General features: G+C 67.7%; 24 protein-coding genes. 10 read left to right on the forward strand and 14 right to left on the reverse strand.

The annotated features are described in order from the left end of the window. Complete coding sequence (locus IB230_RS19185; protein WP_192274481.1) at positions 1-2,805, forward strand: serine/threonine-protein kinase; 2,805 nt, start codon at positions 1-3, stop codon at positions 2,803-2,805. A 6-nt stretch (positions 2,806-2,811) separates the two neighbouring features. On the opposite strand, the gene IB230_RS19190 is transcribed toward IB230_RS19185, so the two are convergent. Next, positions 2,812-3,435 (reverse strand): thymidine kinase, encoded by a 624-nt coding sequence (locus IB230_RS19190; RefSeq protein WP_192274482.1) that lies wholly within the window; start codon positions 3,433-3,435, stop codon positions 2,812-2,814. 30 nt (positions 3,436-3,465) lie between these two features. Further along, a complete protein-coding gene (locus IB230_RS19195; RefSeq protein ID WP_192274483.1) occupies positions 3,466-4,182 on the reverse strand; it encodes a sel1 repeat family protein in 717 nt (238 codons plus the stop codon). 98 nt (positions 4,183-4,280) lie between these two features. Between IB230_RS19195 and IB230_RS19200 the strand changes: the two genes are divergently transcribed. From IB230_RS19200 to IB230_RS19210, 3 genes are read left to right on the forward strand one after another with little or no spacing between them, the layout of a single operon-like run. Next, the gene (locus IB230_RS19200) at positions 4,281-6,257 is read left to right on the forward strand and encodes a UvrD-helicase domain-containing protein (RefSeq protein WP_192274484.1); all 1,977 of its coding nucleotides are present in this window, start codon (positions 4,281-4,283) and stop codon (positions 6,255-6,257) included. Positions 6,258-6,315: 58 nt separating this feature from the next. Continuing rightward, positions 6,316-6,702, forward strand: a complete 387-nt coding sequence (locus IB230_RS19205) for a hypothetical protein (protein WP_192274485.1) — start codon at positions 6,316-6,318, stop codon at positions 6,700-6,702. Positions 6,703-6,722: 20 nt separating this feature from the next. Beyond that, complete coding sequence (locus tag IB230_RS19210) at positions 6,723-7,097, forward strand: VOC family protein (protein ID WP_192274486.1); 375 nt, start codon at positions 6,723-6,725, stop codon at positions 7,095-7,097. Between the two features lie 16 nt (positions 7,098-7,113). On the opposite strand, the gene IB230_RS19215 is transcribed toward IB230_RS19210, so the two are convergent. From IB230_RS19215 to IB230_RS19230, 4 genes are all read right to left on the reverse strand, one after another. Continuing rightward, on the reverse strand, positions 7,114-8,529 hold the full coding sequence (locus IB230_RS19215) for a DUF2235 domain-containing protein (protein ID WP_192274487.1): 1,416 nt from the start codon (positions 8,527-8,529) through the stop codon (positions 7,114-7,116). A gap of 16 nt (positions 8,530-8,545) precedes the next feature. Then, entirely contained in the window at positions 8,546-9,211 is a 666-nt protein-coding gene (locus tag IB230_RS19220; protein ID WP_192274488.1) for a hypothetical protein, read from the reverse strand. Between the two features lie 143 nt (positions 9,212-9,354). Beyond that, a complete protein-coding gene (locus IB230_RS19225; protein ID WP_192274489.1) occupies positions 9,355-9,747 on the reverse strand; it encodes an Imm50 family immunity protein in 393 nt (130 codons plus the stop codon). Between the two features lie 8 nt (positions 9,748-9,755). Next, on the reverse strand, positions 9,756-10,409 hold the full coding sequence (locus tag IB230_RS19230; protein ID WP_192274490.1) for a DUF480 domain-containing protein: 654 nt from the start codon (positions 10,407-10,409) through the stop codon (positions 9,756-9,758). A gap of 114 nt (positions 10,410-10,523) precedes the next feature. On the opposite strand from IB230_RS19230, the gene IB230_RS19235 reads away from it, so the two are divergent. The 4 genes from IB230_RS19235 to plsB all read left to right on the forward strand — a co-directional run bounded on the left by IB230_RS19235 (position 10,524) and on the right by plsB (position 16,140). Then, positions 10,524-11,408: a 5'-nucleotidase, lipoprotein e(P4) family gene (locus IB230_RS19235; RefSeq protein ID WP_225589696.1), complete on the forward strand. Its 885-nt coding sequence runs from the start codon at positions 10,524-10,526 to the stop codon at positions 11,406-11,408. After that, entirely contained in the window at positions 11,405-12,130 is a 726-nt protein-coding gene (pyrF, locus tag IB230_RS19240) for an orotidine-5'-phosphate decarboxylase (RefSeq protein ID WP_192274562.1), read from the forward strand. Before IB230_RS19235 ends, pyrF begins: the two co-directional genes overlap by 4 nt. Before the next feature lie 260 nt (positions 12,131-12,390). Continuing rightward, positions 12,391-13,314 (forward strand): hypothetical protein, encoded by a 924-nt coding sequence (locus IB230_RS19245; protein ID WP_192274492.1) that lies wholly within the window; start codon positions 12,391-12,393, stop codon positions 13,312-13,314. Positions 13,315-13,452: 138 nt separating this feature from the next. After that, positions 13,453-16,140: a glycerol-3-phosphate 1-O-acyltransferase PlsB gene (gene plsB, locus IB230_RS19250; protein ID WP_192274493.1), complete on the forward strand. Its 2,688-nt coding sequence runs from the start codon at positions 13,453-13,455 to the stop codon at positions 16,138-16,140. A gap of 96 nt (positions 16,141-16,236) precedes the next feature. Here the strand turns inward: plsB and IB230_RS19255 are convergent, their stop codons facing one another. The 6 genes from IB230_RS19255 to IB230_RS19280 all read right to left on the reverse strand — a co-directional run bounded on the left by IB230_RS19255 (position 16,237) and on the right by IB230_RS19280 (position 22,031). Beyond that, positions 16,237-16,905, reverse strand: coding sequence for a hypothetical protein (locus IB230_RS19255; RefSeq protein ID WP_192274494.1), 669 nt, complete (start codon positions 16,903-16,905; stop codon positions 16,237-16,239). Between the two features lie 116 nt (positions 16,906-17,021). Beyond that, on the reverse strand, positions 17,022-17,873 hold the full coding sequence (locus tag IB230_RS19260) for a hypothetical protein (protein WP_192274495.1): 852 nt from the start codon (positions 17,871-17,873) through the stop codon (positions 17,022-17,024). Between the two features lie 76 nt (positions 17,874-17,949). Next, positions 17,950-18,543 (reverse strand): hypothetical protein, encoded by a 594-nt coding sequence (locus tag IB230_RS19265; protein WP_192274496.1) that lies wholly within the window; start codon positions 18,541-18,543, stop codon positions 17,950-17,952. A gap of 115 nt (positions 18,544-18,658) precedes the next feature. Further along, positions 18,659-19,282: a hypothetical protein gene (locus IB230_RS19270; protein ID WP_192274497.1), complete on the reverse strand. Its 624-nt coding sequence runs from the start codon at positions 19,280-19,282 to the stop codon at positions 18,659-18,661. A gap of 41 nt (positions 19,283-19,323) precedes the next feature. After that, on the reverse strand, positions 19,324-20,088 hold the full coding sequence (locus IB230_RS19275; RefSeq protein ID WP_192274498.1) for a hypothetical protein: 765 nt from the start codon (positions 20,086-20,088) through the stop codon (positions 19,324-19,326). Next, positions 20,082-22,031 (reverse strand): hypothetical protein, encoded by a 1,950-nt coding sequence (locus tag IB230_RS19280; protein WP_192274499.1) that lies wholly within the window; start codon positions 22,029-22,031, stop codon positions 20,082-20,084. The genes IB230_RS19275 and IB230_RS19280 overlap by 7 nt, the downstream gene beginning before the upstream one ends. Before the next feature lie 323 nt (positions 22,032-22,354). On the opposite strand from IB230_RS19280, the gene IB230_RS19285 reads away from it, so the two are divergent. After that, the gene (locus tag IB230_RS19285) at positions 22,355-23,473 is read left to right on the forward strand and encodes a hypothetical protein (RefSeq protein ID WP_192274500.1); all 1,119 of its coding nucleotides are present in this window, start codon (positions 22,355-22,357) and stop codon (positions 23,471-23,473) included. Between the two features lie 11 nt (positions 23,474-23,484). On the opposite strand, the gene IB230_RS19290 is transcribed toward IB230_RS19285, so the two are convergent. Next, positions 23,485-24,204: a GNAT family N-acyltransferase gene (locus IB230_RS19290; protein ID WP_192274501.1), complete on the reverse strand. Its 720-nt coding sequence runs from the start codon at positions 24,202-24,204 to the stop codon at positions 23,485-23,487. A gap of 367 nt (positions 24,205-24,571) precedes the next feature. Here IB230_RS19290 and IB230_RS19295 point away from each other — a divergent pair, with 367 nt between their 5' ends. Beyond that, on the forward strand, positions 24,572-25,540 hold the full coding sequence (locus tag IB230_RS19295; RefSeq protein ID WP_192274502.1) for a HEAT repeat domain-containing protein: 969 nt from the start codon (positions 24,572-24,574) through the stop codon (positions 25,538-25,540). Positions 25,541-25,603: 63 nt separating this feature from the next. Here IB230_RS19295 and IB230_RS19300 read toward each other — a convergent pair whose 3' ends face one another. Continuing rightward, on the reverse strand, positions 25,604-25,810 hold the full coding sequence (locus tag IB230_RS19300; protein WP_343227373.1) for a YdcH family protein: 207 nt from the start codon (positions 25,808-25,810) through the stop codon (positions 25,604-25,606). Positions 25,811-25,856 lie beyond the last annotated feature (46 nt).

Consider the following 25,856-nt stretch of genomic DNA (forward strand, 5'->3'; position numbering starts at 1 on the left):
ATGGACGTCGAACGCTGGAAACGCCTGTCCCCGTTGCTGGACGTCCTGCTGGAGCTGGAGCCGGAGGCGCGCGCGGAACAGCTCGAGATCCTGCGCGCGGATGATCCCGACACCGCGCGCGAAATCGAGAAGCTGCTCGCGCTGGAGGAAGAAGGCGACGGGTTCATCGACCAGCCGCTGGTCGACAAGCCGGGCCAGCTGAAGCCCGGCACCCGCGTCGGCCCGTACCAGCTGGAATCGCTGCTCGGCGAGGGCGGCATGGGCATGGTCTGGCTGGCATCGCGCGCCGACGGCCTGTACCAGCGCCGCGTCGCGCTGAAGCTCCTGCGCCCGGGCCTGGCCGACCCCAACCTGCGCCTGCGCTTCACCCGCGAACGCGAAATCCTGGCGCGACTGGAGCACCCCAACATCGCGCGCCTGCTCGATGCCGGCGTCGGCAGCGAGGGCCAGCCCTACCTGGCGCTGGAGTACGTGGAAGGCGTGTCGATCACCGACTACTGCCTGGCCAACAACATCGGCCTGGAGGCACGGCTCGCGCTGTTCCTGCAGGTCTGCGAAGCGGTCAGCCACGCCCATGCCAACCTGATCGTCCATCGCGACCTCAAGCCGTCGAACATCCTGGTGACGCCCAACGGGGACGTACGCCTGCTGGATTTCGGCATCGCCAAGCTGCTCGACGACCCCGAGCCGGTGGCGTTGCATCCGCGCACCGAGGTGCGTGCGTTCACCCTGCACTACGCGGCGCCGGAACAGGTGCGCGGCGAACCCGTCACCACCATGACCGACGTCTATTCGCTCGGCGTGGTGCTGTACGAACTGATCGCCGGCACCAAGCCCTACCGCCTGCGCCGGCAGACCGACGCCGAGTGGGAACAGGCCATCCTGGCGGTGGAGCCGCTCAAGCCGTCGGTGGCCACGCTGCGCACCACCGACGGCAGCCGCAACGCGTGTCCCGACGCCCGTCGCACCGCACGCAAGCTGGCCGGCGACCTCGACAACATCACCCTCAAGGCGCTGCAGAAGGCGCCCGAACAGCGTTATCCGTCGGTGGAAGCGCTGTCGCTCGACCTGCAGCGGCATATCGAGGGCCGGCCGGTCCTCGCGCGCCCGCAGAGCGTGGGCTACCGGGTGCACAAGTACCTCGTGCGGCACCGCTGGGCGCTGGCCGGTGGCGGGGTGGCCGCCGCGATCCTGATCTCGGCGCTCGCCGTCAGCGTCCTGCAGGGGCGCCAGGCGATGCGCGAGACCGCGCGCGCGCAGGCGATGCAGGACTTCGTGATCGGCCTGTTCGACAACGCCAGCGCTTCGCAACAGGGCAACACCTTCGATGCGCGCGAGCTGCTGGCGGCGGGCGAGCGTCGCGGCGATCGCGAACTGGCCAACCAGCCGCGCGCACAGGCGGAACTGCTGGGCGTGATCGCCCGCCTGCGGCTGGGTCTGGGCGACTACCACGAATCGCTCGCCCTGCTGGAAAAGCAGGCGCGCGTACTGGCGGTGACCGACGACGTCCCCGACAGCCTGCGCCTGCAGGCGGCCACGCAGCACGGCCGCGTGCTGCGCCTGCTGGGCCGCTCGCGCCAGTGCGTGCAGGCCATGGCCCCGATGGAGGCGCGTCTGGGCGCGCTCGAATCGCGCTTGCCCCTGCGGGTGGCCGAATTCCAGTCGCAGAACGGACGCTGCCGGGCGGATGCCGGCGAGAAGCAGATCGCGCGGCAGATGTTCGACCGCTCGCTCGAGATACGCCGCAACCTGGGCGACGAAGCCGGCGTCGCCGAGAACATGCGCGACCTGGCGCAGCTGGACGTCGAGCTGGGCAATGCCGATGCGGGCGCCCGCGGCTATCGCGCCGCATTGACGCATCTGCAGGCGCACGGACAGGGCCGCCATCCGCTGGTGATCGAGATCCAGCGCAGCCTCGCCCTGCTGTACCGCAATCGTGGCGAGACCGATGCCGCGCTGGCCGCGTTCCGGCGTGCACGCGCGCTGTCGGAGGATATCCACGGTCCGCGCCACCCCCTCACCCAGGCGCTGCGTCGGCACATCGCGGCCGTACAGGTGGACCAGGGCCAGTTGCGCGAGGCAGACGAGGAACTGCGCCGCCTGCACGCGATGACGCTGGAGTCGCTCGGACCGCACCACCGCGATACGGCATCCAGCTGGAACTCGATGGGCATCATCGCGTGGGAGCGCGGCGACAACGAGACCGCCGTGCGCGATGTCGCACAGGCCGTGGCGATCTGGCGCGCCAACGAGAGCCTGCAGATCCTGCCCGGTGGCCTGTTCAACTACGGCATGGTGCTGCACAGCGCCGGACGCAACGACGAAGCGCTGGCGGCGCTGGAGGAGTCGCGCCAGATGCGGGTGGGGACGATCGGTGCCAGCCACGCCCTGATCGGCGAGACCGACCGCATGATGGGTGAAGTGCTGGCCGCCAAGGGCGACCTGCGCGGCGCCACCGAGCGGTTCGACCGCGCCGTGCGGCTGACGCGCGTGGGCTTCGGGCCCGACCATCCGCGCACCTGGTTCGCCGAACTGTCGATGGCCCGCCACCTGACGCGGCTGGGACGGCCACAGGATGCGATCGCGCCGCTGCAGGTGCTGGCCGCGCACGAGGGCGACGGCAGCGAGGCGCCCAAGCTGCGCTGGTCCGCACGTGCCTACCTGGCCGAGGCGCGCTGCCGCCTGGGCGACAAGGAACGCGCGCGCCGCGACCTGGACGCGCTGGCGGGCGAGCTTCGCGTCGCGTTGCCGGACGGCGGCATCATTCCCCGCGAGGTCGCCGCGCTGCGTGCCGCCTGCCGCTGATGCGGCTCAGCCCAGCGGCAGTGCCTGCTGCAGGGACTCGATGCGGCTTTCCCCGCGCGCGATCCGCTTGAACTCGGCGCGGCTGACCGACACGTAGCGTTCGTTGCCGCCGATCTCCACCTGCGGCCCGTCCTGTACGGCCAGCCCCTGCTCGTTGACGCGCACGGTCATGGTCGCCTTCTTGCCGGTATGGCAGATCGTCTTGATCTCGCTCATCTCGTCGGCCCAGGCCAGCAGGTACTGGCTGCCCTCGAACAGTTCGCCGCGGAAATCGGTGCGCAGGCCGTAGCACAGCACCGGGATGCGCAACGCATCGACCACTTCGCTGAGTTGCCAGACCTGTGCGCGGGTGAGGAACTGCGCTTCGTCGACCAGGACGCAATCCAGCTTGCCATGCGCGGCGATGTCGCCGCGTACCCACCGCTCGAGATCGTCGGCCCGGTCGAACGCCACCGCGTCCGAACGCAGCCCGATGCGCGACGCCACCACGCCGGTTCCCGCACGGTCGTCCAGGCGCGGCGTCAGGATCGCCACGCGCATGCCGCGCTCCCGGTAGTTGTGCGCGGACTGCAGCAAGGTGGTTGTCTTCCCGGCATTCATCGCCGAGTAGTAGAAGTAGAGCTTGGCCATGCCGCCATTGTACGGGCGGCGGCGTTCCGCCTACTCGCCCTCGCCCGCTTTCAGCGGCTCGACGTCGCCGACGTCGACCCGGCCCTTCCTCGGCGCCTCCCACACCGCATCCTGCAGGCGCCAGTACAGCTCGGGCTGCCAGTACTTGCGGTCGTAGTACTGGTCGCCGCGGACCGTCATGCCGGTGCCGGCCAGCGGACCGGTATGCGGAATGATGTCGAGGTTGCCCACGTAACCGACACGGCTGCCGGTCATGCCGCTCACTCCGCGCCGGAGCGCTTTCTCCAGCCGCGGCTTGGCGGCGTCATCTCCGTACTCCGCGAGGATCGCCTGCCCGCGCTCGATGGCCGCCTTGCGCTGCGCTTCATCCAGGCGCGCCCAGTAGAACTCGCGCTGCGCGAGGAAATCGGGATAGAGCCGCTCGGCGGCGATGTCCATCCAGGCGTAGGCAATGGCGCGATCCTGCGCAACGCCGGTGCCCTGCCAGTACATGTCCGCGATGATCGCCTGCGACGGCTTGTCGGCGTGGTAGGCGGCCCGCTTGAAACGCTCCAGCGCGCCCGGGTAATCCTTGCGCTCGTAGGCCCGCGCACCTTCCGCGCGCCAGCGCAGGTCGGGGTGCGCCGCCAGGAAGCCCTCGGTCATCACCGCCGGGTCGGCATTCGCCTGCTGCGCCATCGCAGGCCACGCCGCGAACAGGACGGACAGGACGGACAGGATCAGCACGCAGCAACGCAGGGCGTTCATGGTGGTATGCCTGCTTCCGGAGACCGGGAATGGCGCCATGCTAGGAGAAGCGGAACGCGGTTGTCTGTAAACTGATGGCCTACGCAGAAGTACGTCACATGCACGGTCTCAACCCCCCCCAACGCGCCGCCGTCCTTCACAGCAAGGGCCCCCTGCTGGTGCTCGCGGGCGCCGGCAGCGGCAAGACGCGGGTGATCGTGGAGAAGATCGCGCACCTGATCGCCGGCAACCACTTCCCGGCACGCCGGATCGCGGCGATCACCTTCACCAACAAGTCCGCCAAGGAAATGCGCGAACGCGTGTCCAAGCGGATCCGGGGCGACGCCGCGGAAGGGCTGACCATCTGCACGTTCCATGCGCTGGGACTGAAGTTCCTGCAGATCGAACACGCCGCGGTGGGCCTGAAGCGCGGTTTCTCGATCTTCGATGCGGACGACGCCACCGCGCAGGTCAAGGACCTGATGTACGGCGCCAAGCCCGACGACATCGAAGCGGCGAAGAACCTGATCTCGCGCGCGAAGAACGCCGGCCTGTCGCCCGAGGAAGCGCTGGCCGAAGCGCGTACCAACCGCGAGAAGGACGCCGCGCTGCTGTACCAGCGCTACCAGGATCGATTGACCACGTTCAACGCCGTGGACTTCGACGACCTGATCCGCCTGCCGGTGCAGATCCTGGAGAACAACCCCGAGATCACCGCCGCGTGGCGCGAGCGCATCGGCTACCTGCTGGTCGACGAGTGCCAGGACACCAACGATGCGCAGTACCGCCTGCTGAAGGCGATCGCCGGCGAGCGCGGCGATTTCACCTGCGTGGGCGACGACGACCAGAGCATCTACGCCTGGCGAGGCGCGAACCCGGACAACCTGCTGCAGATGGCGAAGGACTACCCCGCCCTGCAGATCGTCAAGCTGGAACAGAACTACCGCTGCAGCAACCGCGTGCTGCGCGCGGCCAATGCGCTGATCGCCAACAACCCGCACGAGCACCCCAAGGCGCTGTGGAGCGACCAGGCCGATGGCGAGCGCATCCGCGTGTGGGAATGCCGCGACAACGAGCACGAAGCGGAGAAGGTCGCCGCCGAGATCTCGTTCGTGCATGCGTCCAAGAGCGCCGCATGGAGCGATTTCTGCATCCTGTTCCGCGGCAACCACCAGTCGCGTGCGCTGGAGAAGGCGCTGCAGCTGTTGCGCATTCCCTACCACCTGACCGGCGGCACCGCGTTCCTGGAACGCCAGGAAGTGAAGGACGCGCTGTCATGGCTGCGCCTGCTGGTGAATCCGGACGACGATGCGGCGTTCCTGCGTGCGGTGCAGTCGCCGAAGCGTGAAGTCGGCGCCACCTCGCTGGCCAAGCTGGCCGAGATGGCCCAGCACGCGCACCTGCCGCTGTCGCGCGCCGCCGAATCGATGGGCGCGCTGAAGGCCCTGCCGCCGCGCGCGGCCAACGGGCTCAGCGCCTTCGTCGATATCGTGCGCGACCTGCGCCGTCATGCCGAGGAACTGCCGCCGGCCGACCTGGTCCGCCGCCTCAGCGAGCGCTCCGGCCTGCTCGCCGACCTGCGCTCGCAGTGCAAGGACGAAGCCTCGTTCCAGCGCCGTCGCGCCAACCTGGATGAACTGGCCGACTGGTTCGAGGGCGGCCCGCGCGGTAGTTCGGCCGGCGACCTGGCCGCGCAGCTGGCGCTGCTGTCGCGCAACGACAAGGACGACGGCGGCAACCAGGTGCGACTGATGAGCCTGCACGCGGCCAAGGGACTGGAGTTCCGATATGTCTTCATCGTCGGCTGCGAGGACGGCACGCTGCCGCACGAGACCAGCGTCGAAGAAGGCAACCTGCAGGAAGAGCGGCGCCTGATGTACGTGGGCATCACCCGTGCGAAGGAGCAGCTGTGGCTCAGCCACAACCGCGAGACGCGCCGCTTCGGCGAACGCCTGCGCCTGCAGCCCAGCCGCTTCATCGACGAACTTCCCGCCGACGAGTTGCAGCGCGACGGCGCCGACCCGGTCGCCGACGCGGAACGCAAGAAGGAACGCGCCAGCGCCGGCCTGGCCGCCATCCAGGCGATGTTCGACTGACCCGCGACGACGGCGGTTGCGTTACGCTGCGCGGCATCGCACTCCGGTGGACCTGGGCATGACGCGCGACAGCAAGGCTTGGCGGTGGATCGGCTTCCTGATCGCCCTCGTCGGCGTCGGTTTCCCGTATTGGCAACTGCCGCCGGAACTGGCCGGCCTGCCTCGCGCGCTCTACGGGCCTGGCCTGGTCGCTGTCGGCGTGATCGCGATGCTGCTGCGTGCCTTCGGCACCGGACGTTTCGCCACGCTATGGCTCCTGATTGCATGCGCAGTGCCGGCAGCCGTGCTCGTGCGGATGGCATGGGATGCGATGCGTCACCTGCCACCGGCCGGCGCGCCCGTGGCGGACGTCGTGGTCGCCGGCGTGCTCGGACTCGGCGCATCCCTGTTCGGCATGCTCATCGGCAGCCTGTTCCTGTTGCGCAGCAGCCGTCGCCCGAAGTGACCTCCTCCGGAGCATTCGCCATGGAACCGCGCCTCGCCGACATCCGCCAGATCGCCATCACCGTCGGCGACGTCGACACTGCGCTGGCGTTCTATCGCGACGTGCTCGGCCTTGCCTTCCTGTTCCAGCCTGCCCCCACGCTGGCGTTCCTGAGCGCGGGCGACGTACGCCTGATGCTGACCACGCCGCAGGGCGCGGGTGCCGTCGGTGCGAACTCGATCCTCTACTTCAGCGTGGATGACATCGTCGCCACGCAAGCCGCGCTGGTGGCGCGAGGCGCGACGGAAGAGCGTCCGCCGCAGCTCGCCGCGCGCATGCCCGATCACGAACTATGGACGGGCTTTCTGCGCGATCCGGATGGCAATCTGCTGGGCCTGATGGAAGAGAAACGGTGACCGCGCACCTGCAGGCCTAGCGGACAACCTCGGGCGTATCGCGAACAACCTCCACCGCCGGCCGCGATGCGGCATCCCTCGCCGCCAGTTCCTTCGCCATCTCCGCCTGGAACTCGCGCGCCCAGGGTCCGCGCAGATATTCGGCGACAACGGCCGGCATGAGACCCGCACCGTTACTCGCGCCCTCGCGCGACACCTTCTCCACGATGTCGTTCAGGCCCGGCCGATGGACCGGCTCCATCGCCGACGCCGGAAGGCCGGTCTCCGGCCGGACCGCAGGCTGCGGCATCGTCCCGGTACGGCGTTCGAACCGGGCGTCGAGGGCTTCGTCGATCGGCTCCTTGCGGTTGCAGTCGTCCACGATGCCACGGCGGCACAACTTATCCGGGGCGAGATCAGTCTCGCGATCGCGCACGCCGTCGCGATCGAAACCCTTCGTGCCATAGAGCCCTGCCATGTGCTGGTCCGAACGGTGGATCACGTACTGATCCGGATCCTCGGGAAGGGCACGTTTTTCCAGGTATGGCCGATCGCTGAGCCGGTTGAGGAATGCGACGCCGAGGTTTAGGCTCTCCGTGCCCAGGCCGTTGCGCCGGTAGGTATCGCCGATATCGCTATGGGCACCGGCCACCCACGCGTTGTAATTGCGGTGGTCTTCGCTGAAACCTGCGGGCACGTGTTCGCTGGACGGAAAGAGATCGCGCCGTTCGTGCTGGGCGGTGATCTGGAACGTCGTCAGCGTGGAGGGCGGCAGGCGACGGTCATGCTCTTCGACACCAGTGGAGACGGGGTCGAAGAGCAACGCGACCTGCGGTGTCTTGCCCGGCTCTACCAGAAGCGGACGGTCGGCGTATTCGACGCGCACGACAAGTCCTTCGGCGTCCCGCTCGATCTTCGCCCCTTGCGGATCGCGGATGCCACGCTCATGCACCATGCGCTCCAGCGCGGCGATACCTTCGGCTCCCCGACTGAAGCCGACGCCCGCGAGCCGGATCTGCGCGTCAGGATCTTCGTCCAGCCATTTCTTGGCCTGCTCGCAGAACTGCAGATAGGCGGTCTCGACCCGCTCGTCGAAGGTATGGCCGAAGCGACCGTCCCACCATTTCTCCGGCGTCCTCAGCAGTCCATTCTGCGTGTAGGTGCCTTCGACGTAGCCTGCCGAGATGCGCGTGTGCTTCAGCTCTTCGATCTGCTCGTAGAGCTTGGCGACGGCGCTCCACTGCTCCGGATCGTCGTCGACCATACTGTTGCCGGTGCCGTCCATCGCGGCCACGTACAGTCGATCATGCGGCCGGTCCTCACGAAGAAGAACCGGAATCCGGAGCTGCGAAAGATCGCTCTCTGCACGCCGGTAGCTGTCGCGACCAGCATCGCCTGCCAGTTCGACATCGATGCCACCATCGCGATGCGCTGAAGGATTTCCTGACCCCATGACGAGCACTCCCTGCTCAGTAGGTGCGGCTGAATACCTTGATCAGGTCATCGCGGAAATCGCTGTGCGGACGATCGGGAAACTGCGGCTTCTTCAGCGCGATCATGTCCCGCATGTATACGTTGATGGTGCGATCATTGACCTCAACGATGATTTTGGGTGTTCCACTGGATGCCGGATCCAGTGCATCCTCGCGCGAGACATGGTGGCGGATCAGCTGGTCCTTGAATATCTCGCCGATGTCGATCGTCGCCTCAAGCGGCGTACCGTCCTTCGAGCGCCACGTCACCGTGGCGGGAGGAGGGAAGTTCGGAATGGGGCCGCGGCCGGCGCTCAGCAGCTTGTCGAGCGGTCGCCCATACGATTCGACCGAAGGCGATGGCCTGTCTTCCGCGCCATGCCTGAAACCCCGATAGAGGATTTCGCACGACTGGGTATCGAAGCAGTGGGCGCCGAAATAATGCGCCCTGAACTTCAACGGCCACTCGGCACCGACGTTGGTGTAGTGGCCATCCGGCAGCCCGGTCGACGAGGCGGGAGAAGTGGAGGTGGACATGGTGGCATTGCATCCTGTCGTGGCAACGGAGATCAACGCGCCCGTGGCGATGCTCCGAAGAAGGCGTCGTTCCATGAGGCTTTCCTGACCATTCGGCAGCCCCACGTTATCGCGCTGCGGATACACACGCAATCCGCCGCGGAGATGTGAAGAACGTGTGGAGGAGCGCTACTCACGAAAGGAGTGGAAACGACGCTGGACTCGCACTTCCGTTCGCGGCGCATCGAACACGGTTCATCCATTTACCGGACGCGACAGCCGCCGATTGCTCAGCCTGCCTCGCCAGGATCGTAGTAGCCCGACAGCGATTCGACGCGCACCATCGACGTACGCAACGCGAGCACGACATCGTCCACGCGAAACTCCACGTCCCACGCGCCATCGGCCGGCCGCATCGTCAACCGTCCGGACATCGTGGTCGCGAAGCCCGACAACGTGAACGCGCTGACGCCGAAGCAGGCCAATTGCAGTTGCGTGCGGTTGGCATCGCCATCCCAGCGCGAGGGCAGCGGATGCGGCACGGCATCGACATCGAAACGCAGGCGCACGCGGGGACCATCGCGGTGCAGGATCACCTCATGCAGGTCGATGGGCCGCGCACCGGTATCGGACGGCAGCTGCGCCAGTGATTGCGGATTGGATACGGCAACCGTCCAGTCCATGGTGCCGCTCAAGCGCTGGGGCGCTCGGCGAGCAGTCGCTCGACCTGTTCGCGCAGCGCGGCGACCTCGCCTTCCAGCGCCGCGACACGGACTTCGAGCTCGGCGCTCGCAGGCTCGCTCGACGACACAGACGGCAGGCGCGCCGCGATCGCGGCGACATCCACGGGCCCACTCAACAGGTGCGCATAACGGTCCTCGCGCTGGCCGGGGCCGCGCGGGATCTGCACGACCAGGGCGGTCTCGCGCTGGATCAGGCGATCGAGGTGATGGCGGACATCATCGGCATCATTGAACTTGAACAGCCGCTCGCTGCGAGCGAGCAGTTCGTGCACGGTCTGCGCACCGCGCAGCATCAGCAGGCCCAGCAGCACGGCCTGCTGCTGCGGAATGCCGAAGAACGCCGCGGTGCGGTGCTCGTAGCGCTCGGCGCGCGAGGAGAACACCTGCTTCGCCAGCCCCTTCTGTTCCAGCTGCCGCAGGGCATGGTTCACCGCCCCGGGATCCAGCGCCATCACCGGCTCGCGCGCGGTCTTCTGGTTGGCGGCGGCCTGCGCGGCGTTGACTGTCAGCGGATAGGTCTCCGGCGTGGTCGCCTCCTTTTCGATCAGGCAGCCCAGCAGGCGGGCCTCGGCGGCATTCAGGACGGGCGCGGTGTCTTCCATGGAGGCATCGGGAACAGGAGCGGGGCCGGCAGGATAACCCGCATGCCGTTGCACCGAACGACGGGTGTAACACCGGTCGGCTAGAATTCCCGCACATTCGAAATGGGATCTTCCATGCGCGTTTCCCTGCTTGCCGCCGGCCTGGCGGCGTCGTTGCTGACCTTGGCCGCCTGCAAACGCACCGAACCCGCCGCCGCCCCGGCCGAAGCCGCGACGAAGCCCACCGGCACGCACGACAACCTCAACGCGGTGGCGTGGGTGCAGACCTCGGTCGAATACCGCGCGATCACCACGCAGACGTTCCGCGCGGCCGCCGACCACCTGGATGTCGCGCTGAAGGAAAAGAACTGGGACGCGCTGGTCCCGAGCGAACGTGGCAACGCCGCCACCGGCCTGAAGCCGGCCGTCGTGATGGACGTGGACGAAACCGTGCTGGACAACTCGCCGTACCAGGCGCGCCTGATCCGCGACGGCAAGGAATACGACGAGATCAGCTGGGACCAGTGGGTCGCCGAGAAGAAAGCCAAGCCGCTGCCGGGCGTGGTCGATTTCGCCAGGGCCGCGGCCGAGAAGGGCGTGACCATCCTGTACATCTCCAACCGCGCCGTGCACCTGAAGGAAGCCACGCTGGCCAACCTGCGCGAGGCCGGCCTGCCGGTCGCCGACGACAGCGTGTTCCTCGGCCTGGGCACGGTGCTGGAAGGCTGCGAGCAGAACGGTAGCGAGAAGAACTGCCGCCGCCGCCTGGCCGGCCAGCAGTACCGCGTGCTGATGCAGTTTGGCGACCAGATCGGCGACTTCGTGCAGGTGGAAGCCAACACCCGCGACGCCCGCCAGGCGCTGTTCGACGAGTACGACGACTGGTTCGGCGAGCGCTGGTGGATGCTGCCCAACCCGACCTACGGTTCGTGGGAGCCGGCGCTGTTCAACAACGCCTGGGACCAGCCGCCCGCCGCCCGCACGCAGGCCAAGCGCGACGCGCTGGACTACGCCCCGTGAGCGCACGCGGGCCGGTCGCGCTGACGGCACGCGAGCGCCTGATCTTCGCGCTCGACGCCCCCTCGGGTGCCGACGCGCTGGCGTGGGTGGACCGGCTGGGCGACGCGGTGCAGTTCTACAAGATCGGCATGGAGCTGCTGGCCAGCGGCGACTATTTCACCGTGCTGGACGAACTGGCCCGCCGCGACAAGCGCGTGTTCGTCGACCTGAAGTTCTTCGACATCCCCGCCACCGTAGCCGGGGTGATCCGCGGCCTGTCGCGCTGGCCGGTGACCTACGCGACCATCCACGGCTGGCATGCCGGGATGATGGAAGCGGCCGCCGAGGCGCGTGCTGGCGAACTGCGGTTGCTGGCCGTAACCGTGCTGACCTCGATGGACGGGGGCGACCTGCGCGCCATGGGCATCAACAGCGGCGAACCGGCGGACATCGTCGTCCAACGCGCGGTGGCAGCCCAGGCATCGGGAATCGACGGCGTGATCTGCTCCGGGCAGGAGGCGAGCATGATCCGCGCCGCGACCGGCCTCGGCTTCTCGATCGTCTGCCCCGGCATCCGCCCCGGCGGGCCGGTCGGCGACGACCAGAAGCGCACCGTCGGCGTGGCCGAGGCGTTCTCACTGGGCGCCGACGCCATCGTGGTCGGCCGACCGATCAGCAAGGCGACCGATCCGCGCGCGGCCGCCGAGGCTATCCAGGCAGAAATCATCACCGCCATTAAGTAAAATCAATAACTTGAAGTAAATTACTTCAGGTATTGCCTTAGCATTCGGGCACAGGTAGTCTGTGCGCATCCGGCCTCTGGGCCGGAGATGTGCCACAACACTTCGTCCTCCGGCTTCGGCCGGATTTCAGGAGGTCCGCGGGGTCGCAAGACATCCGGACCTCCTTTTTTATTGCCCGGAGCACGGCAACTTGCGACGCCCATGCTTGCCGCTCTCGCCACGGGCCGCGAAGATGCGGGGCGACTGGGGAGTCACACCGCATGAAGCCGAAGCCGTCCGCGTCCGTCCTGCGCGTGCTGGCAGCCCTCGGGCTGTCGCTGGTGCTGCTGGCCGCCTGCAGGAAGAGCGAGCCCGTGGAACTCGCCGGCGCCGCCAGCGAGCCGGCCGCGGCGGTTCGCCAGTTGGCGACCCACCTGCAGCGCAACGACCTGGTCGGCTTCGCGCGCGATGCCGTCCCGCCGGACGTCCACGCGCGGCTGGACATCGCCTGGCGCGCTGGCACGAGCCGCTGGCCGCTGACCGAGCTGCCGCTGGACGACAAGCTGGTGGCGATGCTGGCCGCGCTGTCGGCCAAGGATGCGGAAAGAACGCTGCAGCGGAGCTTCGAGCGCCAGTTCGCCCGGCAGGACCGCGACCTGAAGGAGGCCGCGCGCACGCTGGGCCTGTTCGGCGTGCAGTACGTGAAGAACGAGGGCGACTACACCCAGGAGGAACGCGACCACTACGCGCAGGTGATCGCGGCCCTCGGCGACTGGGCGCAGCAGGCGCCGCTCGGCGATCCGGCGCTGGCCAAGGCCACGCTGGCGCGGCTGGCGCCGGCGGCGCGACGCAGCGGGCTGACCACCGAGCAGGCCCTGAACGACGCCGGCATGGCCGCCAGCCTGCAGCGGCTGACGCCGTTCTTCATCGAGGCCAAGGCCACGTTCACGCGCTACGGGCTGCCGCTGGACGCCACGTTCACCGACCTGCGCACGGGCCTTGTCGAACAGAAGGGCGACACCGCCACGGTGCGTATCCACTACCCGCTGGGCGAACGCGAGATCGATACCGTCGTCAGCCTGACCCGGCGCGATGGCCAGTGGTACCTGACCGACTACCTCCGGCATGCCGACGAGGTGCTGGCGGCTGCGACGCCTCCCCTTCCGACGCCACCTGCCGACGACGATCCCGCCAGCAAGCCCTGAGGCGCGGCAACGCTCTTTTCTTTAGTTTTTCAACCACTTATGGCCACTGCACCGCCCGGGCTATCCCGCCGGCTCAGGATAAACACCGCCCGCCGAGGGCTGTAACCGCTTTCCAGCCGGCCACGGGCGTGGGCCATAATGCGACCGATGCCTGAACAGAACTCCCTGCCGTTCCCCGACGGTCCCAAGCCGACGCCGCCGGAGAAGAAGTCCGATGCGACGGATGCGGCTGCGCCCGCGACCTCGCCGGATCCCGCTGGCCGCGACGCTGCGCCGGTGACCGCGGGCGTGCCGATGGCACCGCCCGTCGCCACCCGCCAGGCCAAGCGCCCGTTGTGGGCGCGGATGCTCGGCCGGCTCGCGGACCCGTGGCTGGCCTTGAACATCGAGCCCGGCGTGCCGGCCGACCTGCTGGACGGCCGCCCGGTCTGTTATGTGCTGGAAGACTACGGCCTGTCGAACGCGCTGATCCTGGACCGCGCCTGCCGCGATGCCGGCCTGCCCTCCCCGCTGGTGCCGCTGCCGGTCGGCGGCAATCCGCTCGGCCGCAAGCGCGCCTACGTGGCGCTGTCGCGCCGCAACGCCAGCACGCTGATCCCCGACCAGATCAGCGCCAAGACCCACTCGGGTTCGCTGGCCAAACTGCTGGACGCGCATCGCGCCAGCCCGGCGCTGGACGTGCAGCTGGTGCCGGTGTCGATCTTCGTCGGCCGCGCACCGGACAAGCAGAGCGGCTGGTTCTCGGTGCTGTTCTCCGAGAACTGGGCCATCGTCGGCCGCTTCCGCCGCCTGCTTGCCATCCTGCTCAACGGCCGCGGCACCATCGTGCGCTTCGCGCCGCCGGTGTCGCTGCGCGGCACCGTCGACGAAGGCCTGGAGCCCGAACGCACGGTCCGCAAGCTGTCGCGCGTGCTGCGCACGCACTTCCACCGCATCCGCGAAGCCGTCATCGGCCCCGACCTGTCGACCCGACGCCTGCTGGTGGACCAGGTGCTGGCCGCCGAGCCGGTGAAGGACGCGATCGCCGAGCAGGCCCGGCGCGACAAGTCCAAGCCCGAGGACGCGTGGAAGAAGGCGCACGCCTACGCCTGGGAAATCGCCGCCGACTATTCCAACCCGGTGGTGCGCTCGGCCAGCTTCCTGCTGAGCCACGTGTGGAACCAGATCTACGACGGCGTGCTGGTCCATCACCTGGACAAGTTCAAGGAAGCCGCGCCCGGCCACGAAGTCGTCTACGTGCCCTGCCACCGCAGCCACATGGACTACCTGCTGCTGTCGTACCTGCTGTACGAACGCGGCATCGTGCCGCCGCACATCGCCGCCGGCATCAACCTCAACCTGCCGGTGGTGGGCACGCTGCTGCGCAAGGGCGGTGCGTTCTTCATGCGCCGCAGCTTCCGCGGCAATCCGCTGTACTCGGCGGTGTTCACCGAATACGTCGCGCAGCTGGTCTCCGGCGGCTATTCGCTGGAGTACTTCATCGAGGGCGGGCGCTCGCGCACCGGCCGGTTGCTGCCGCCGAAGGGCGGCATGATCTCGATGACGCTGCGCGCCTTCCTGCGCCAGCCACGCAAGCCGGTGCTGTTCCAGCCGGTCTACATCGGCTACGAGAAGCTGCTGGAAGGCACCAGCTACCTGGACGAGCTCAGCGGCCGGCCGAAGGAGAAGGAATCCATCTGGGCCGTGCTGTGGGGCATCCCGAAGGTGCTGCGGCAGAACTACGGCCAGGTGGTGGTGAATTTCGGCGAGCCGATCCCGTTGAACGACGCGCTGGCCAAACACGCGCCCGAATGGGATGGCACGCCGGTCGGCGAAGAGGAAAAGCCGGCGTGGCTGTCCGATATCGTCGATGCGCTGGCGCAGCAGATCCAGGTCAACATCAACCGCGCCGCCGACGTGAACCCGATCAACCTGCTGGCGCTGGCGCTGCTGTCCACGCCCAAGCACGCGATGGGCGAGGCGGACCTGATCGCGCAGATCGAACTGTCGAAGACGCTGCTGGCCGAACTGCCCTACTCCGACCGCGTCACCGTCACCCCGCATTCGCCGGACCGCATCATCTCCCACGCCGAGGAGATCAACATGCTGCAGCGGATCAAGCATCCGCTCGGCGACGTGCTGAGCGTGGACGATGACACCGCGGTGCTGTTGAGCTACTACCGCAACAACGTGCTGCACCTGTTCACCGCCTCGTCGTGGATCGCGTGCTGCTTCCAGAACAACCGCCGCATGAGCCGTGCCGGTGTGCTGCGCTTGGGCCGCACGCTGTATCCGTTCCTGCAGGCGGAGCTGTTCCTACCGTGGACGGAAGACGAGTTCGCCGAGCGCATGGAGCGCACCATCGAGGTGTTCGTCCGCGAAGGCCTGCTGCAGCAGGTCAACGACGACGATGGCGGCATCCTGGCGCGAAGCGCCGGCCAGACCGACGAGGTGTTCCGCCTGCGCGCGATCGGCCATTCGCTGCAGCAGGCGTTCGAGCGCTATTACATCGCCATTTCGGTGCTGGTGAAGAACGGTCCGGGCACGCTGGGCGCGGCCGAGCTGGAAAGCCTGTGCCAGCAGGCGGCACAACGCCTGAGCCTGCTGTACGCACCGGCGGCGCCGGAATTCTTCGACAAAACGCTGTTCCGCGGCTTCATCCAGAAGCTGCGCGAACTGAAGCTGGTCTGGCCCGACGAGAACAGCAAGCTGCTGTTCGACGAACGCCTGGACGCGTGGGCGCGCGACGCCAAGGCCATCCTCGGCCGCGAGCTGCGCCACACCATCGAGAAGGTCAGCCCGGAAGCGGCCAAGCCGGCCGAGCCGGTGGTGGCGCCGCAGGATTGACGCCAGCACAGCCGTCGAGCAGGTCGACACGCACGATCACCCTCGACACGGATGATCGTGCGCAGCGATGACCAGCCTCGAACGGCGCTGGCTGGCTCAGAAGCCTGTTCCCGCCGCCTTGTCGCAGTTCATGCGAAGGAACTCCATCGCGTAAAGAACGCGTGCGACCAGATCCGTCGCGCCTAGATAAACGGAAGACGCGCTATCGACGCCGCGTTGGTGGATCAGTACGGTGGCTCCACTGGACGTCGCTTTTACCTGCGTGACGTCGGACCAGGAAATCGTGTCCTTCGCAATCGTCCCATTCACGAAATTCTGCGGATAGTACTGGTGGGCAGGACTGCTTTTTTCCCAAGGCAACCAGCGCCCCTGATCACTGGTGTCGTAGACGCGTTCACTCGATTGCAAATCGATGAATGAGGTGTCGTGCAGGATTTCGGTTACGCAAAGATCCGGACTGCGAACGTCGACCACCCTGGCTGTTCCGGAAAACTTGATACGACGGAACACCAATCGGCCCTTCAGTTCCTCGAAGCTCGCCACAAACGTTCCGCTCTGATAGCCGTTCTGCGGAAGCGTCATGGCAAGGAATTTCTGTGCCCCCTCGGCAGTCTGCTCGGGTTGCGCGGCGACTTGCCCGGCCAGCGCAATGCACGCGACGAGGACTCCTCCTTTTGCGATCCGTAGCGTTTTTGCGAACTTCATTTCGACGCCCCCTTGCTGTGATGGTCCTGCGGGATACTTCACTGTGGTCTTGCCGGACATGTCGCATCAACAATGCAGAACCACGCCCCGGATCTCTCCACCTGCGCGCGCGATTTCGCCGAGGCCTTGGAGCGAACCGGCGTCCATGGAGATTCCTCCGCTCAAGGCATGGTTCCTCACTGGCCTGAGCTCTTGACCGTGCCCACGGTCTTGCAGGTCTCCTTCGGCGCAGCACAGACGATGGGCGCGGAACACTTGAACTCGAACCGGGGCGGGTCGTTCGCGGGGCGCTTGGCCATCTGTGCGACCGGCATTTGCGCCCATAACGACCTGTCCTCGCGGACGCAGGAGACCGCGCCGGTGTAGGCGGGATTTCCCGTATTGGTCCGGCACAGGTGGGCCGCACTCTGCGCGAAATCGGTGCGGGCGCCGGCTTCATTGGTCTTGAACATGGAGGTGACGGTGGTCCTGAAGGGCGCGCTGGTGCAGACCTTGCGTGCATCTCCTGCAGGTTCAGGCGGGCGCGCACTGGCCGCCGCCGGACCACCGCGCGCGCGCGCCGCCGCTTCGCGCATCTCCACCAGTCGCCGCGCCTCCGCCTCACGGTGGCTGCCGAGGCGTTGGGTTTCACGCGCTACTTCCGCCGCCTTGCGATTGCGCTCGGCCTCGGCGGCCTTGCGCTGGAGCTCGGCTTGCGCCTCCCTCTGCCGTTGCTCGCGCTCGAGGCGCGCCCGCTCGGCGGCGGCGCCCGGGTTTGCCTTGTCGGCGGCGGCCTGTTCCGCGGGCGAAGCGGCCTTGCAGTAGCCCAGGGCGACGCACTTCTCCTGAGTAACGCAATAGCGATTCTCAAGGTCGTCAACCTGCATGCCGACCGTATTGATCTGCATGTAGCGGGCGATGTAGACCGTCCGTCCCTCGGAGTACGCACTGGTTTCCCTGCAAGGAAGCCAGATCCCGACCTGCGCGTGCGCGAAGTAAGGTGCTGCCAGCAGCGCAAGTGCGAGCAGCAGCCTGAAGGCAATGCTCACAAGCACCTCTTTTTCAAGACGGGCCTGCCTGGGTTAGACGCACCACCAACGGAGCGCGAGAACGCTGCCGGTAACATCAGAATCCCGTCCCCGACGTGGCGTCGCATTCCGTGCGGAGGAACTCCATGGCATAGGCCACGCGCACGGCCAACGCCTCGGAAGCCATCTGGAAACGGATCGCAGGCCTTATTCCCGTCACGTTGATGGCGCTGCCGTCACGCTTCACTTCGGCCACCTTCCCCCAGTCGATATCGAACGAACCGGGCTGTGGTGGCATCCGCACGTCCCAGTAGTTCCTGCCGCTGTCGTTCAGGGTGAACTCCCTTCCCCCGGCACGGGTCGCCTTGATCTGGGTTGCGCAACGCGACAAGGAAGCCGCGGACACCAGCGAGCGGGAATCGATGGCGTGCGTGGACGACTTGAAATCGGAGCAGTCGTGTTCTCCCGCCCGGATGCCGGACACCGTGTCGTATCCGTAGTAGCGGCAATAGGATCTTTCGACACGCACTCTGCTCCAGCCATCTCCACCATCGACCTGGAACGTCGTGCCCCCTTGTCCGGCCACCTTGGAGAGGAACAGGTGCGCTCCTTCCACCGTCTGCTGCTGCGCTCGGACGCTGAACGCCATCGCCAACAAGGCCAGGGCGGAAAACATGCTGGACATCTTCATTCGGATTCCCTTGCCGCGCGTTCGGGCGACGGCTGGTTTGGAGGTGTGCTGCGGCCTGGAAGCACCCGGATATCCGGGCGCACGATGCCGAGTCCGTTCTTGGCCGGGCGCTTACTCAGAAGCCCGTGCCCGCAGTGGCATCGCAGTTCAACCGCAGGAATTCCATCGCGTACGCGAAACGCACCGCGAGTTCTTCCGACGGCAGTACGAAGTACATCGCCGGCGCGACGCCCTTGAGATGGACTTCACGGCCGTTGCTGGTGGCGCCCGCGACCTTGCCCCAGTCGATCAGGAACGGTCCCTGCTGCTGACCCGACCAAGCGGTGAACTCGGCCGCCTTGCCGTCGTACCGGCCCTTGAACTCGCGGTAGACCGAACCCTTTCCGTCCACCTGGATACGGGTCTTGCACTCACCCTCGGCCGTGGCCCCGCGGGGCGTCCACGACCCCACGTCGACCCACATGCGCGAATCGTCGTCGGACAGAAAGGACGGACTGGTGCGCCCCGTGCACTTCCAGACCCGCTGCATCCCGGCGAAGAATCCACCGAACTCCTCGGTCCACATGCAGCGTTCGGCTTCCGCCGCTTCCACGCGGTTCCATCCCCTGCCCCGGTCTACGCTCAGCGACGAGGTGCCCTGCGCCAATACCTTGCCGAGAAAATCCTGCGCGCCTGCAGGTGTCTGCGCCGCTTGCGCATGCGCGCCACCACTCAAAGAGAACACCACGGCGACGGCCATGGCCCTGCACATCATCATTCGCATCTTCATCCGCCCCCTTGTCACTGTTGGCCACCACATAACTTCTGCTGAGCCGAGCACGTCGTGTCGACCGAGCACTCCCAGCGCCCATCCTTGTCCTGCTGGCAGCGTTCACTGATGGCGCCATGGCCGGCACTTCCGGTCATCGCCGCGCACTTGCGACCGAGTTCACCCTGCGGGCCCTTGGCCTGCGACAACGCCTTGTCGCGGGTCTTCCAACCCGTGAATAGGTGGCTGTTGACGTACTGGCTGGAGTGTCCGCCGACGGTGATGGTCTTTTCCTGGCATTTCGGTTTGGGGCGCGCCTTCTCCGCTGCTTCGCGCATCTCCACCAGCCGCCGCGCCTCCGCTTCGCGATGGCTGCCGAGGCGTTGGATCTCGCGAGCCACCTCGGCCGCCTTGCGCTCGGCCGCCAGCTTCTCCTGTCGCGCCTTCTCCTCACGCTCGCGCTTGGCCTGAATGGCTGCCGCGATGTCGGCCGCGCTAGGAACCTTGCAGTAGTACGTCCTGTCGATGAAGCAGTGCTGCAGTTCGACGCCATTGCTCAGCTTCGGGCAAGGAGCGAGGAGAACGAGGCCGCCACGCTGCTCCGCTTTCAGTTCCTGCTCCGTCGGACGCGCATTCCTCCAACCACACGTCTCGTGGCTGGCGATGCAACTGTGGAGACTGGCGCGCCCGTCCGGACACGGAATGGTCTTCACGGCCTGGGCCGCCGCGTCGTGCGAAGACGCACCGAAGAGCATGAGAGCCACGGCGAGTGCCGGCCAGGGAAGCAGCCTCAGCATCCTGTCACCTCCGTTACCCGCACCGTGACCTGCTCCACCGGGCACGACAGCGGAGAACCGGGAATGGCGATCGCATCGCCCACGCCCATGCAGCTACCGCCGACGTAGTTGTGCTGGCTACCCTGCACACCCGCGCCCTGCGCGACGCCGGGGCACCGTGCCTCGTAGTGCACCGTGACGCAGCCATTGACGGTGGTCTTCGGGCCGATCACGTAGTAGCGGCCGCTGCCGCCCAGGCAGGTATCCGCGCGCAGGCGCAGCGTGCTGCGCGCCAGTTGCAGGCTCTGCTGCCACGCCTGTTGCTGGCGTTGCTTCGCCTGCTCGTCGGCCAGCCGCCTTGCTTCGTCCTGCCGCTGACGCTCGGCCTCCTCCTGCTGCTTCCTGCGTGCCTGGTCGACGGCCTGCTGCTGCGCCACGCGTTGCCGTTCCGCTTCCTGCGCCGCCTGCTGCCGCGCCTGCTCGGCGACCTGCGCATTGGCCTGCTGCTGCGCGATGGCACTCTGTTGCGCCTGCTGGCGGGCGCGTTGTTGCTCCGCCTGTTCGGCCTGCTGTCGCGCCTGTTCGCGCGCCTGCGCTTCCTCCATCGCGCGCCGCGCGTCGGCGACGCGCTGGTTGGCACGATCGACCTCGGCCATGTCCTGCTGGATGGTCGCCGCGGCCGTGTTGAGGCCACCCATGAACGCAGCGAAGTTGGCCTCGCGCTGCGCCTCCTCTTCGCGGCGACGCTGCGCGTCGATCTGGCGCTGATAGTCGTCCTGCACCTTCCAGTTGGCGTGGATGCCGCGATACTCCTGCGCCAGCGCCGGCGTCACCGGCATCAGGTCGTAGGTCTGGTCGTAGGCGTTCGACCGTCCGCCGAGCATGCCGGCCGTCCAGCCGTAGCTGCGCCACCGCGGCGCGCCATCCGGCGCCACCCAGAAATCGGCATTGCGCACCCAGCCCGTATGCGGCGCCATCGTCACCTTGATGGCTTCGCTCAACAGGCTCTCGTAGTACTTCTTGCGGGTGGTGAACTCCAGCACCCGGCCATCGTCCTTCCAGCGCGCGCCGGTGCTCACGTAGTACTCGCCCTTGCGCGACGTGATCTGCGGCTTGAGTTCGTTGGGCTGCTTGCCGCCGGGCATGGCGACGTAGGCGAAGTCGCACTCGCTGCCGCCGTCGGCGGCGAAGAAGCACACGCGCAGTCCATCGCCTTGCTGGTGGAAGCGGATGTAGCAGTTGTTGCCACCCACCTGGGACGGCTTGCACCAGGTGAAGGTCTGGCCCGACAACGCCGCCAGCGGCCCCAGGCCGGTGATGACCGGCGCGGGTGCGGGTGGAGGCTCGGGCAGCGCCGGCGTGGACACGAGCGTCGTCGCCATCGCGTCGGGGTCGGAGGCCGGCATCGTCGCCATCGGCGTTCCGGCCGGAACGTCGGCTGCTTCCGCGACGACGGGCGCGATGTCGCGGGACGCCAGCGGCTTCAGCTCGTGCGCGTACTTCACGTCCGTCACCTGCTCGTCCTTGAGCTTGACGCCCTCGTACATCACCTTGTTGTCGCCCGCCAGGCGCAGACGGTAGGGCAGCTTGATCATGCCTTCGCGCGCCCAGACCACCTCGCCCGGCGACGCGACGCGCCCTTGCCACTTGAGGTTCATGCCGAGCAGCGACGACGTCAGCTCCAGTCGGCCCGGCGTGGACGTGGGCCGGATGACGTTGGTCTGCACCACCTTGCCGTCATGCGGGTTGATCCATTGCTCGCGGAGTTCCTGGCCCGGCGACAGCCATTGCCATTCCACGCGATACCCATCGCCGAGCTGCCAGCCATGTTCCACCAGCCGGACGTAGGGCCCCCATGCGGCGGCGTCGATGGCAGGCTCGGCGGTGGCGGCCTCCTGCGCGCGCGCACCGGGAATGCCGATGACCAGGCATGCGAGGACGAGGAGGACGCGGCACAGGGACATGATCGGATTCCGGGACAGGATGGACGGGGTGCGATGGCGACACGCGATGCCGCGGCGCATTCCCTCGCAGCCATATCGGCACCCCACTTGCCGTCCTTGAGCCTGCGCATATCCCCCGACGCCATCCCCATGGCCCCGTGCGATCCACCGCGTGCGGCGATCGCGCCCCTGTGCGGACGATAGCGACCTGCGACAGGCGCGCGCACTCCCGTTCCGGACTTGACGCGGGCGCGGAATCCGGCTTGTGCGCGGACGCGTTTCGTAATTAACTGCGGCGAAGATGGCGCGGGGCGCGATGCGCGCGCCGCCACGGGGGAATACCGATGAACGACGACCACGCCCTGGCGCGCGTGCTCGAGCCGCTGTACGAATCGATCCTGGACCCGAGCCGGCTGGACGACTTCAACCTCCTGCTCGGCCAGGCGACGCGCAGCCATCTCACCGGCATCCTCGGCCACGATGTCGCCTGCGGCCGCGGCAGCGTGGCGCGCGTGCACGGCGCCGATCCCGTGCGGATGGCTACCGAGATGCAGCCGCTCAACCTCAACGAGGATCCCTGGGTCAGCCGTGCGATGCCACACCTCGCCACCGGCCGCGTCTTCAATACGGAAGACCTCCTGCCCAACGCGAAGATGAGGCGCAGCGACATCTTCAACGCCTACTACCGGCAGTTCGGCGTCGAGCAGCAGGTCGCGGCGGTGGGCCATTACGACGGTGCCAATTCGATCACCCTGTCGATCTGCCGCGACGACCGGCATCGCCTGTTCGATGAGGACGAACTGGGCCTGTTCCAGCAGGTGGTGCCGCACTGGGTGAACGCCTACGCCATCATGCGCCGGCTCGACCTGCTGCAGCAGCGCGTCGAGTCGCTGGAGGCGGCGCTGGACCAGGCGCCGATGGCCATGTTCACGCTATCCGCCAATCGTCAGCTGCTGCGCGCCAATGCCGGTGGCGAGCGCCTGCTCAGCCTCGGCGTCCTGCATCGCACAGCGGGCCAGCTGTCCGCATCGGGCTGGCAGGATGCATCCCTGCAACAGCTGCTGGCGCGCGCCACGCTGGCGCGCCCCGACGGTCAGGCAGGCGACGTGGAAAAGCTGGTGGTACAGGCGCCCGGCATCGGCGCCATCGCCATCACCGCACATCCCCTGGCGCCGCCGCTGGTCGCGGGCGACGCCGCCTTGCTGGTGTTCGCGCAGCCGGTCGCCTCCGCGAGCCCCGCGCGACTGGAACAGGCGCTGCATCATCTGTTCGGTCTGACCGACGCCGAACGCCGTCTCGCGGTGGCCATGCTGCAGCACGCCGACCTCGCCCTCGCGGCACAGGCCTGCGGCGTGGCGGTATCCACCGCGCAGACGCGATTGAAGGTGGTGTTCGACAAGACCGGCGAGCGCAGCCAGCCGGCGCTGGTGCGCCTGCTGGGTGCGCTCAACGCGGTCTGCTGACGCGCCGCGGCTCAGGACATCGCGTGGAACGAGCGCGTCAGCCAGGCTTTGGCGGGCAGCGCGCGCGCGGGCTCCCGGATCAACCGGTGCAGCGGTGAGCCGCACTCGGACAGGTACGGCTCGTCCTCCATCACCAGCACCATCCGCAGCAGATCCACGCCCCCGGGCAGGATCGCCGGCGGGAGGTACTCGCGGAAGCCGTAGTGCTCGAACACCCCATGCAGGAACGGCTCGCAGGCGAGCAGGCAGTACTGGATGCGCGCTTCCTGCGCCCAGCGATACGCCTCTTCCATCAGGCGATCCACCACCGGCTTGCTGCGCTGGTCGGCCTGCACCGCGAAGCGCGTGCCCACCGCCACCTGCGCCAGCGGCCAGGTGCGCGCGAAATCGTCGATCTGGAACAGGCTGCCGTACTCCACCTGCACCGCCAGCGGCGAAAAATCGTGCAGACGCAGTGTGGCGATCGCCTGCTGGCCCTTTTCCACCGCGAGCGTAGTGCCGCAATCGTCCAGGCCATCGGTGACGCGCTTGCTGCGGTCGCCGAACTGGCCCTGTTCGTGGAAGTAGACCTCGCGTCGCAGGCGTGGCACGTCGCCCAAGGATTCCCCCGGCTGGATGCGGTGCGTCCGCAGCCCGATGCCGGCCAGCGCCGCCTCGGCCGACGCCGATGCGATCCGCGCCTCGCGGGCAGTTGTCGGCATCCGGTGGTTGAACGGTTTGTCCTGCTCCATGCCACTCCCTCGCCACGGCGCGGCAGCGCACGGGGCCTGATCATCGGGAACCGCGGCGCCGGCAGGACGGCAGACGGTCAGTCGGTAGGGGAAATCCCCACGCCGGACAATCAAGCAAGCATCGGGCCAACTGTTGGCCGCGCACGCATGCGGCGCCTTCTTCCCCTCTCGGCGGCGCGTAGCCGGACGCGCGTCGCCGGACGTGGCGCAACGGCCTGCGCCGGAGTGACGCACTGCGTCAGATTGCGTCGCCCCTGAAGGACGTCGCGCGCCCGCGTGTCAGTCGTGTCGGCGTGGCTATACTCGCCCGCGGCGTCCGGTGGGGACCGGTCGCCACAGGGAACGTCACATCACACAGGGGAACTCAATGTCCGTCCGTCATTTCGCCCGCATGGCCGCATGCGTGGCTGCGCTCGCCCTGCTCGCGGGCTGCGCGCCCAAGTCGTATTCCGTCCGCCATCCGGCACCTTCCGAACACCTGGTGTTCGGCACCTCCGGGCCGTCCACCACGCTGGCCCTGGTCGATGCACGGCCGGGTGCGGGCCGCGCCTTTTCCAGCGGCGTCCTTCCGGCCGCGCTGACGGTGGACGGCGCGCCGCTCGATGCGGCCAGCTACCTCGCGAAGAACCTGCAGGCGGAGCTGGTGGCGCGCGGCCTGCCCACGCAGGTCGAGCTGGGCGGCAACGCGCTGCCGACGCTGGAACTGACGGCGTTCCGCATGCAGAACCATCGCGCGAACGGCTTCAGTCCGTTCGTCACGCTGACCTTCCTCGGCGGCGACCTGGTGACGCCGACGGGCAAGCAGCGACTGGGCGTGTTCGTGAAGCGCGGCAAGGTCCCGGTCTGGAGCTTCGATGAAGTCGTCGAGCCCACCTTCAACCAGCCGCTGTCGCTGGCCATCAAGGAACTGGCCGCGAAGATCGCCGCACGCCTGCACGGCGCGCGCAGCAGCGATGCCGACGTGGACCGCCTGGTGAAGAAGATCGCCACGCGCAGCGACGACAGCTATCTCGACGTCTACGCGCTCGGATTCACCAACAACCCGAACGCGATCGGCCCCATGGCGACGCTGGCGCGCGATCCGGACGAGTACGTCCGCCTGGCGGCCATTTCCTCGCTGGGCACGCTGGGCGCGGTCGACCAGCTGGACCTGCTGACGTCGATCTACCGCGACGGCAACCTCTGGCAGGACCGCGCCATGGCACTGAAAGCCATCGGCGACCTGGATTCGCCCGCGGCGGATGCGTTCCTGGAAACGGAACATGCCGTGCTCGAGGCGAAGGCCGGCGACAAGGAAGTCGACTGGACCCTGCAGGTCGTCCGTCTTTACCGGTGATCGATCGCCCCGGAGGTCCGAAGGCCCGCCCAGGCGGGCCTTCGTCTTCGCTGTCTCCGGTGGTCAGGCCGGCTCGTCGGGGATCTGCGCGCTTTCGAGACGCGCGATGCAGTCCTTCAGCCACAGTTTGCGCTTCTTGAGCCGCTTGATCGCGACCTCGTCGGCGGCCTCATCGTCGACCAGCCGCACGATGGCCTCATCCAGATCGCGGTGCTCCACCCGGAGCGCGGCGATCTTCTCGGCAATGTCGGCGGGGTTGTCGATGTCCACGCCGCGAGCGTACACCGTCCCGCTCCGCATCGTCACCGCATGCGCG

Source organism: Pseudoxanthomonas sp. PXM01, assembly GCF_014851815.1.
GTDB lineage: Bacteria > Pseudomonadota > Gammaproteobacteria > Xanthomonadales > Xanthomonadaceae > Pseudoxanthomonas_A.

Bases quoted from the DNA above. Each gene is read 5' to 3' on its own strand.
- IB230_RS19245 (WP_192274492.1), top strand. From the start codon at position 12,391: ATGAAGCCGAAGCCGTCCGCGTCCGTCCTGCGCGTGCTGGCAGCCCTC.
- IB230_RS19210 (WP_192274486.1), top strand. From the start codon at position 6,723: ATGGAACCGCGCCTCGCCGACATCCGCCAGATCGCCATCACCGTCGGC.
- IB230_RS19290 (WP_192274501.1), bottom strand. From the start codon at position 24,204: ATGGAGCAGGACAAACCGTTCAACCACCGGATGCCGACAACTGCCCGC.
- IB230_RS19270 (WP_192274497.1), bottom strand. From the start codon at position 19,282: ATGGCCGTCGCCGTGGTGTTCTCTTTGAGTGGTGGCGCGCATGCGCAA.
- IB230_RS19185 (WP_192274481.1), top strand. From the start codon at position 1: ATGGACGTCGAACGCTGGAAACGCCTGTCCCCGTTGCTGGACGTCCTG.
- IB230_RS19265 (WP_192274496.1), bottom strand. From the start codon at position 18,543: ATGAAGATGTCCAGCATGTTTTCCGCCCTGGCCTTGTTGGCGATGGCG.
- IB230_RS19295 (WP_192274502.1), top strand. From the start codon at position 24,572: ATGTCCGTCCGTCATTTCGCCCGCATGGCCGCATGCGTGGCTGCGCTC.
- IB230_RS19280 (WP_192274499.1), bottom strand. From the start codon at position 22,031: ATGTCCCTGTGCCGCGTCCTCCTCGTCCTCGCATGCCTGGTCATCGGC.
- IB230_RS19200 (WP_192274484.1), top strand. From the start codon at position 4,281: ATGCACGGTCTCAACCCCCCCCAACGCGCCGCCGTCCTTCACAGCAAG.
- IB230_RS19235 (WP_225589696.1), top strand. From the start codon at position 10,524: ATGCGCGTTTCCCTGCTTGCCGCCGGCCTGGCGGCGTCGTTGCTGACC.
- IB230_RS19230 (WP_192274490.1), bottom strand. From the start codon at position 10,409: ATGGAAGACACCGCGCCCGTCCTGAATGCCGCCGAGGCCCGCCTGCTG.
- IB230_RS19255 (WP_192274494.1), bottom strand. From the start codon at position 16,905: ATGTCCGGCAAGACCACAGTGAAGTATCCCGCAGGACCATCACAGCAA.
- IB230_RS19285 (WP_192274500.1), top strand. From the start codon at position 22,355: ATGAACGACGACCACGCCCTGGCGCGCGTGCTCGAGCCGCTGTACGAA.
- IB230_RS19190 (WP_192274482.1), bottom strand. From the start codon at position 3,435: ATGGCCAAGCTCTACTTCTACTACTCGGCGATGAATGCCGGGAAGACA.
- plsB (WP_192274493.1), top strand. From the start codon at position 13,453: ATGCGACCGATGCCTGAACAGAACTCCCTGCCGTTCCCCGACGGTCCC.
- IB230_RS19195 (WP_192274483.1), bottom strand. From the start codon at position 4,182: ATGAACGCCCTGCGTTGCTGCGTGCTGATCCTGTCCGTCCTGTCCGTC.
- IB230_RS19205 (WP_192274485.1), top strand. From the start codon at position 6,316: ATGACGCGCGACAGCAAGGCTTGGCGGTGGATCGGCTTCCTGATCGCC.
- IB230_RS19215 (WP_192274487.1), bottom strand. From the start codon at position 8,529: ATGGGGTCAGGAAATCCTTCAGCGCATCGCGATGGTGGCATCGATGTC.
- IB230_RS19275 (WP_192274498.1), bottom strand. From the start codon at position 20,088: ATGCTGAGGCTGCTTCCCTGGCCGGCACTCGCCGTGGCTCTCATGCTC.
- IB230_RS19225 (WP_192274489.1), bottom strand. From the start codon at position 9,747: ATGGACTGGACGGTTGCCGTATCCAATCCGCAATCACTGGCGCAGCTG.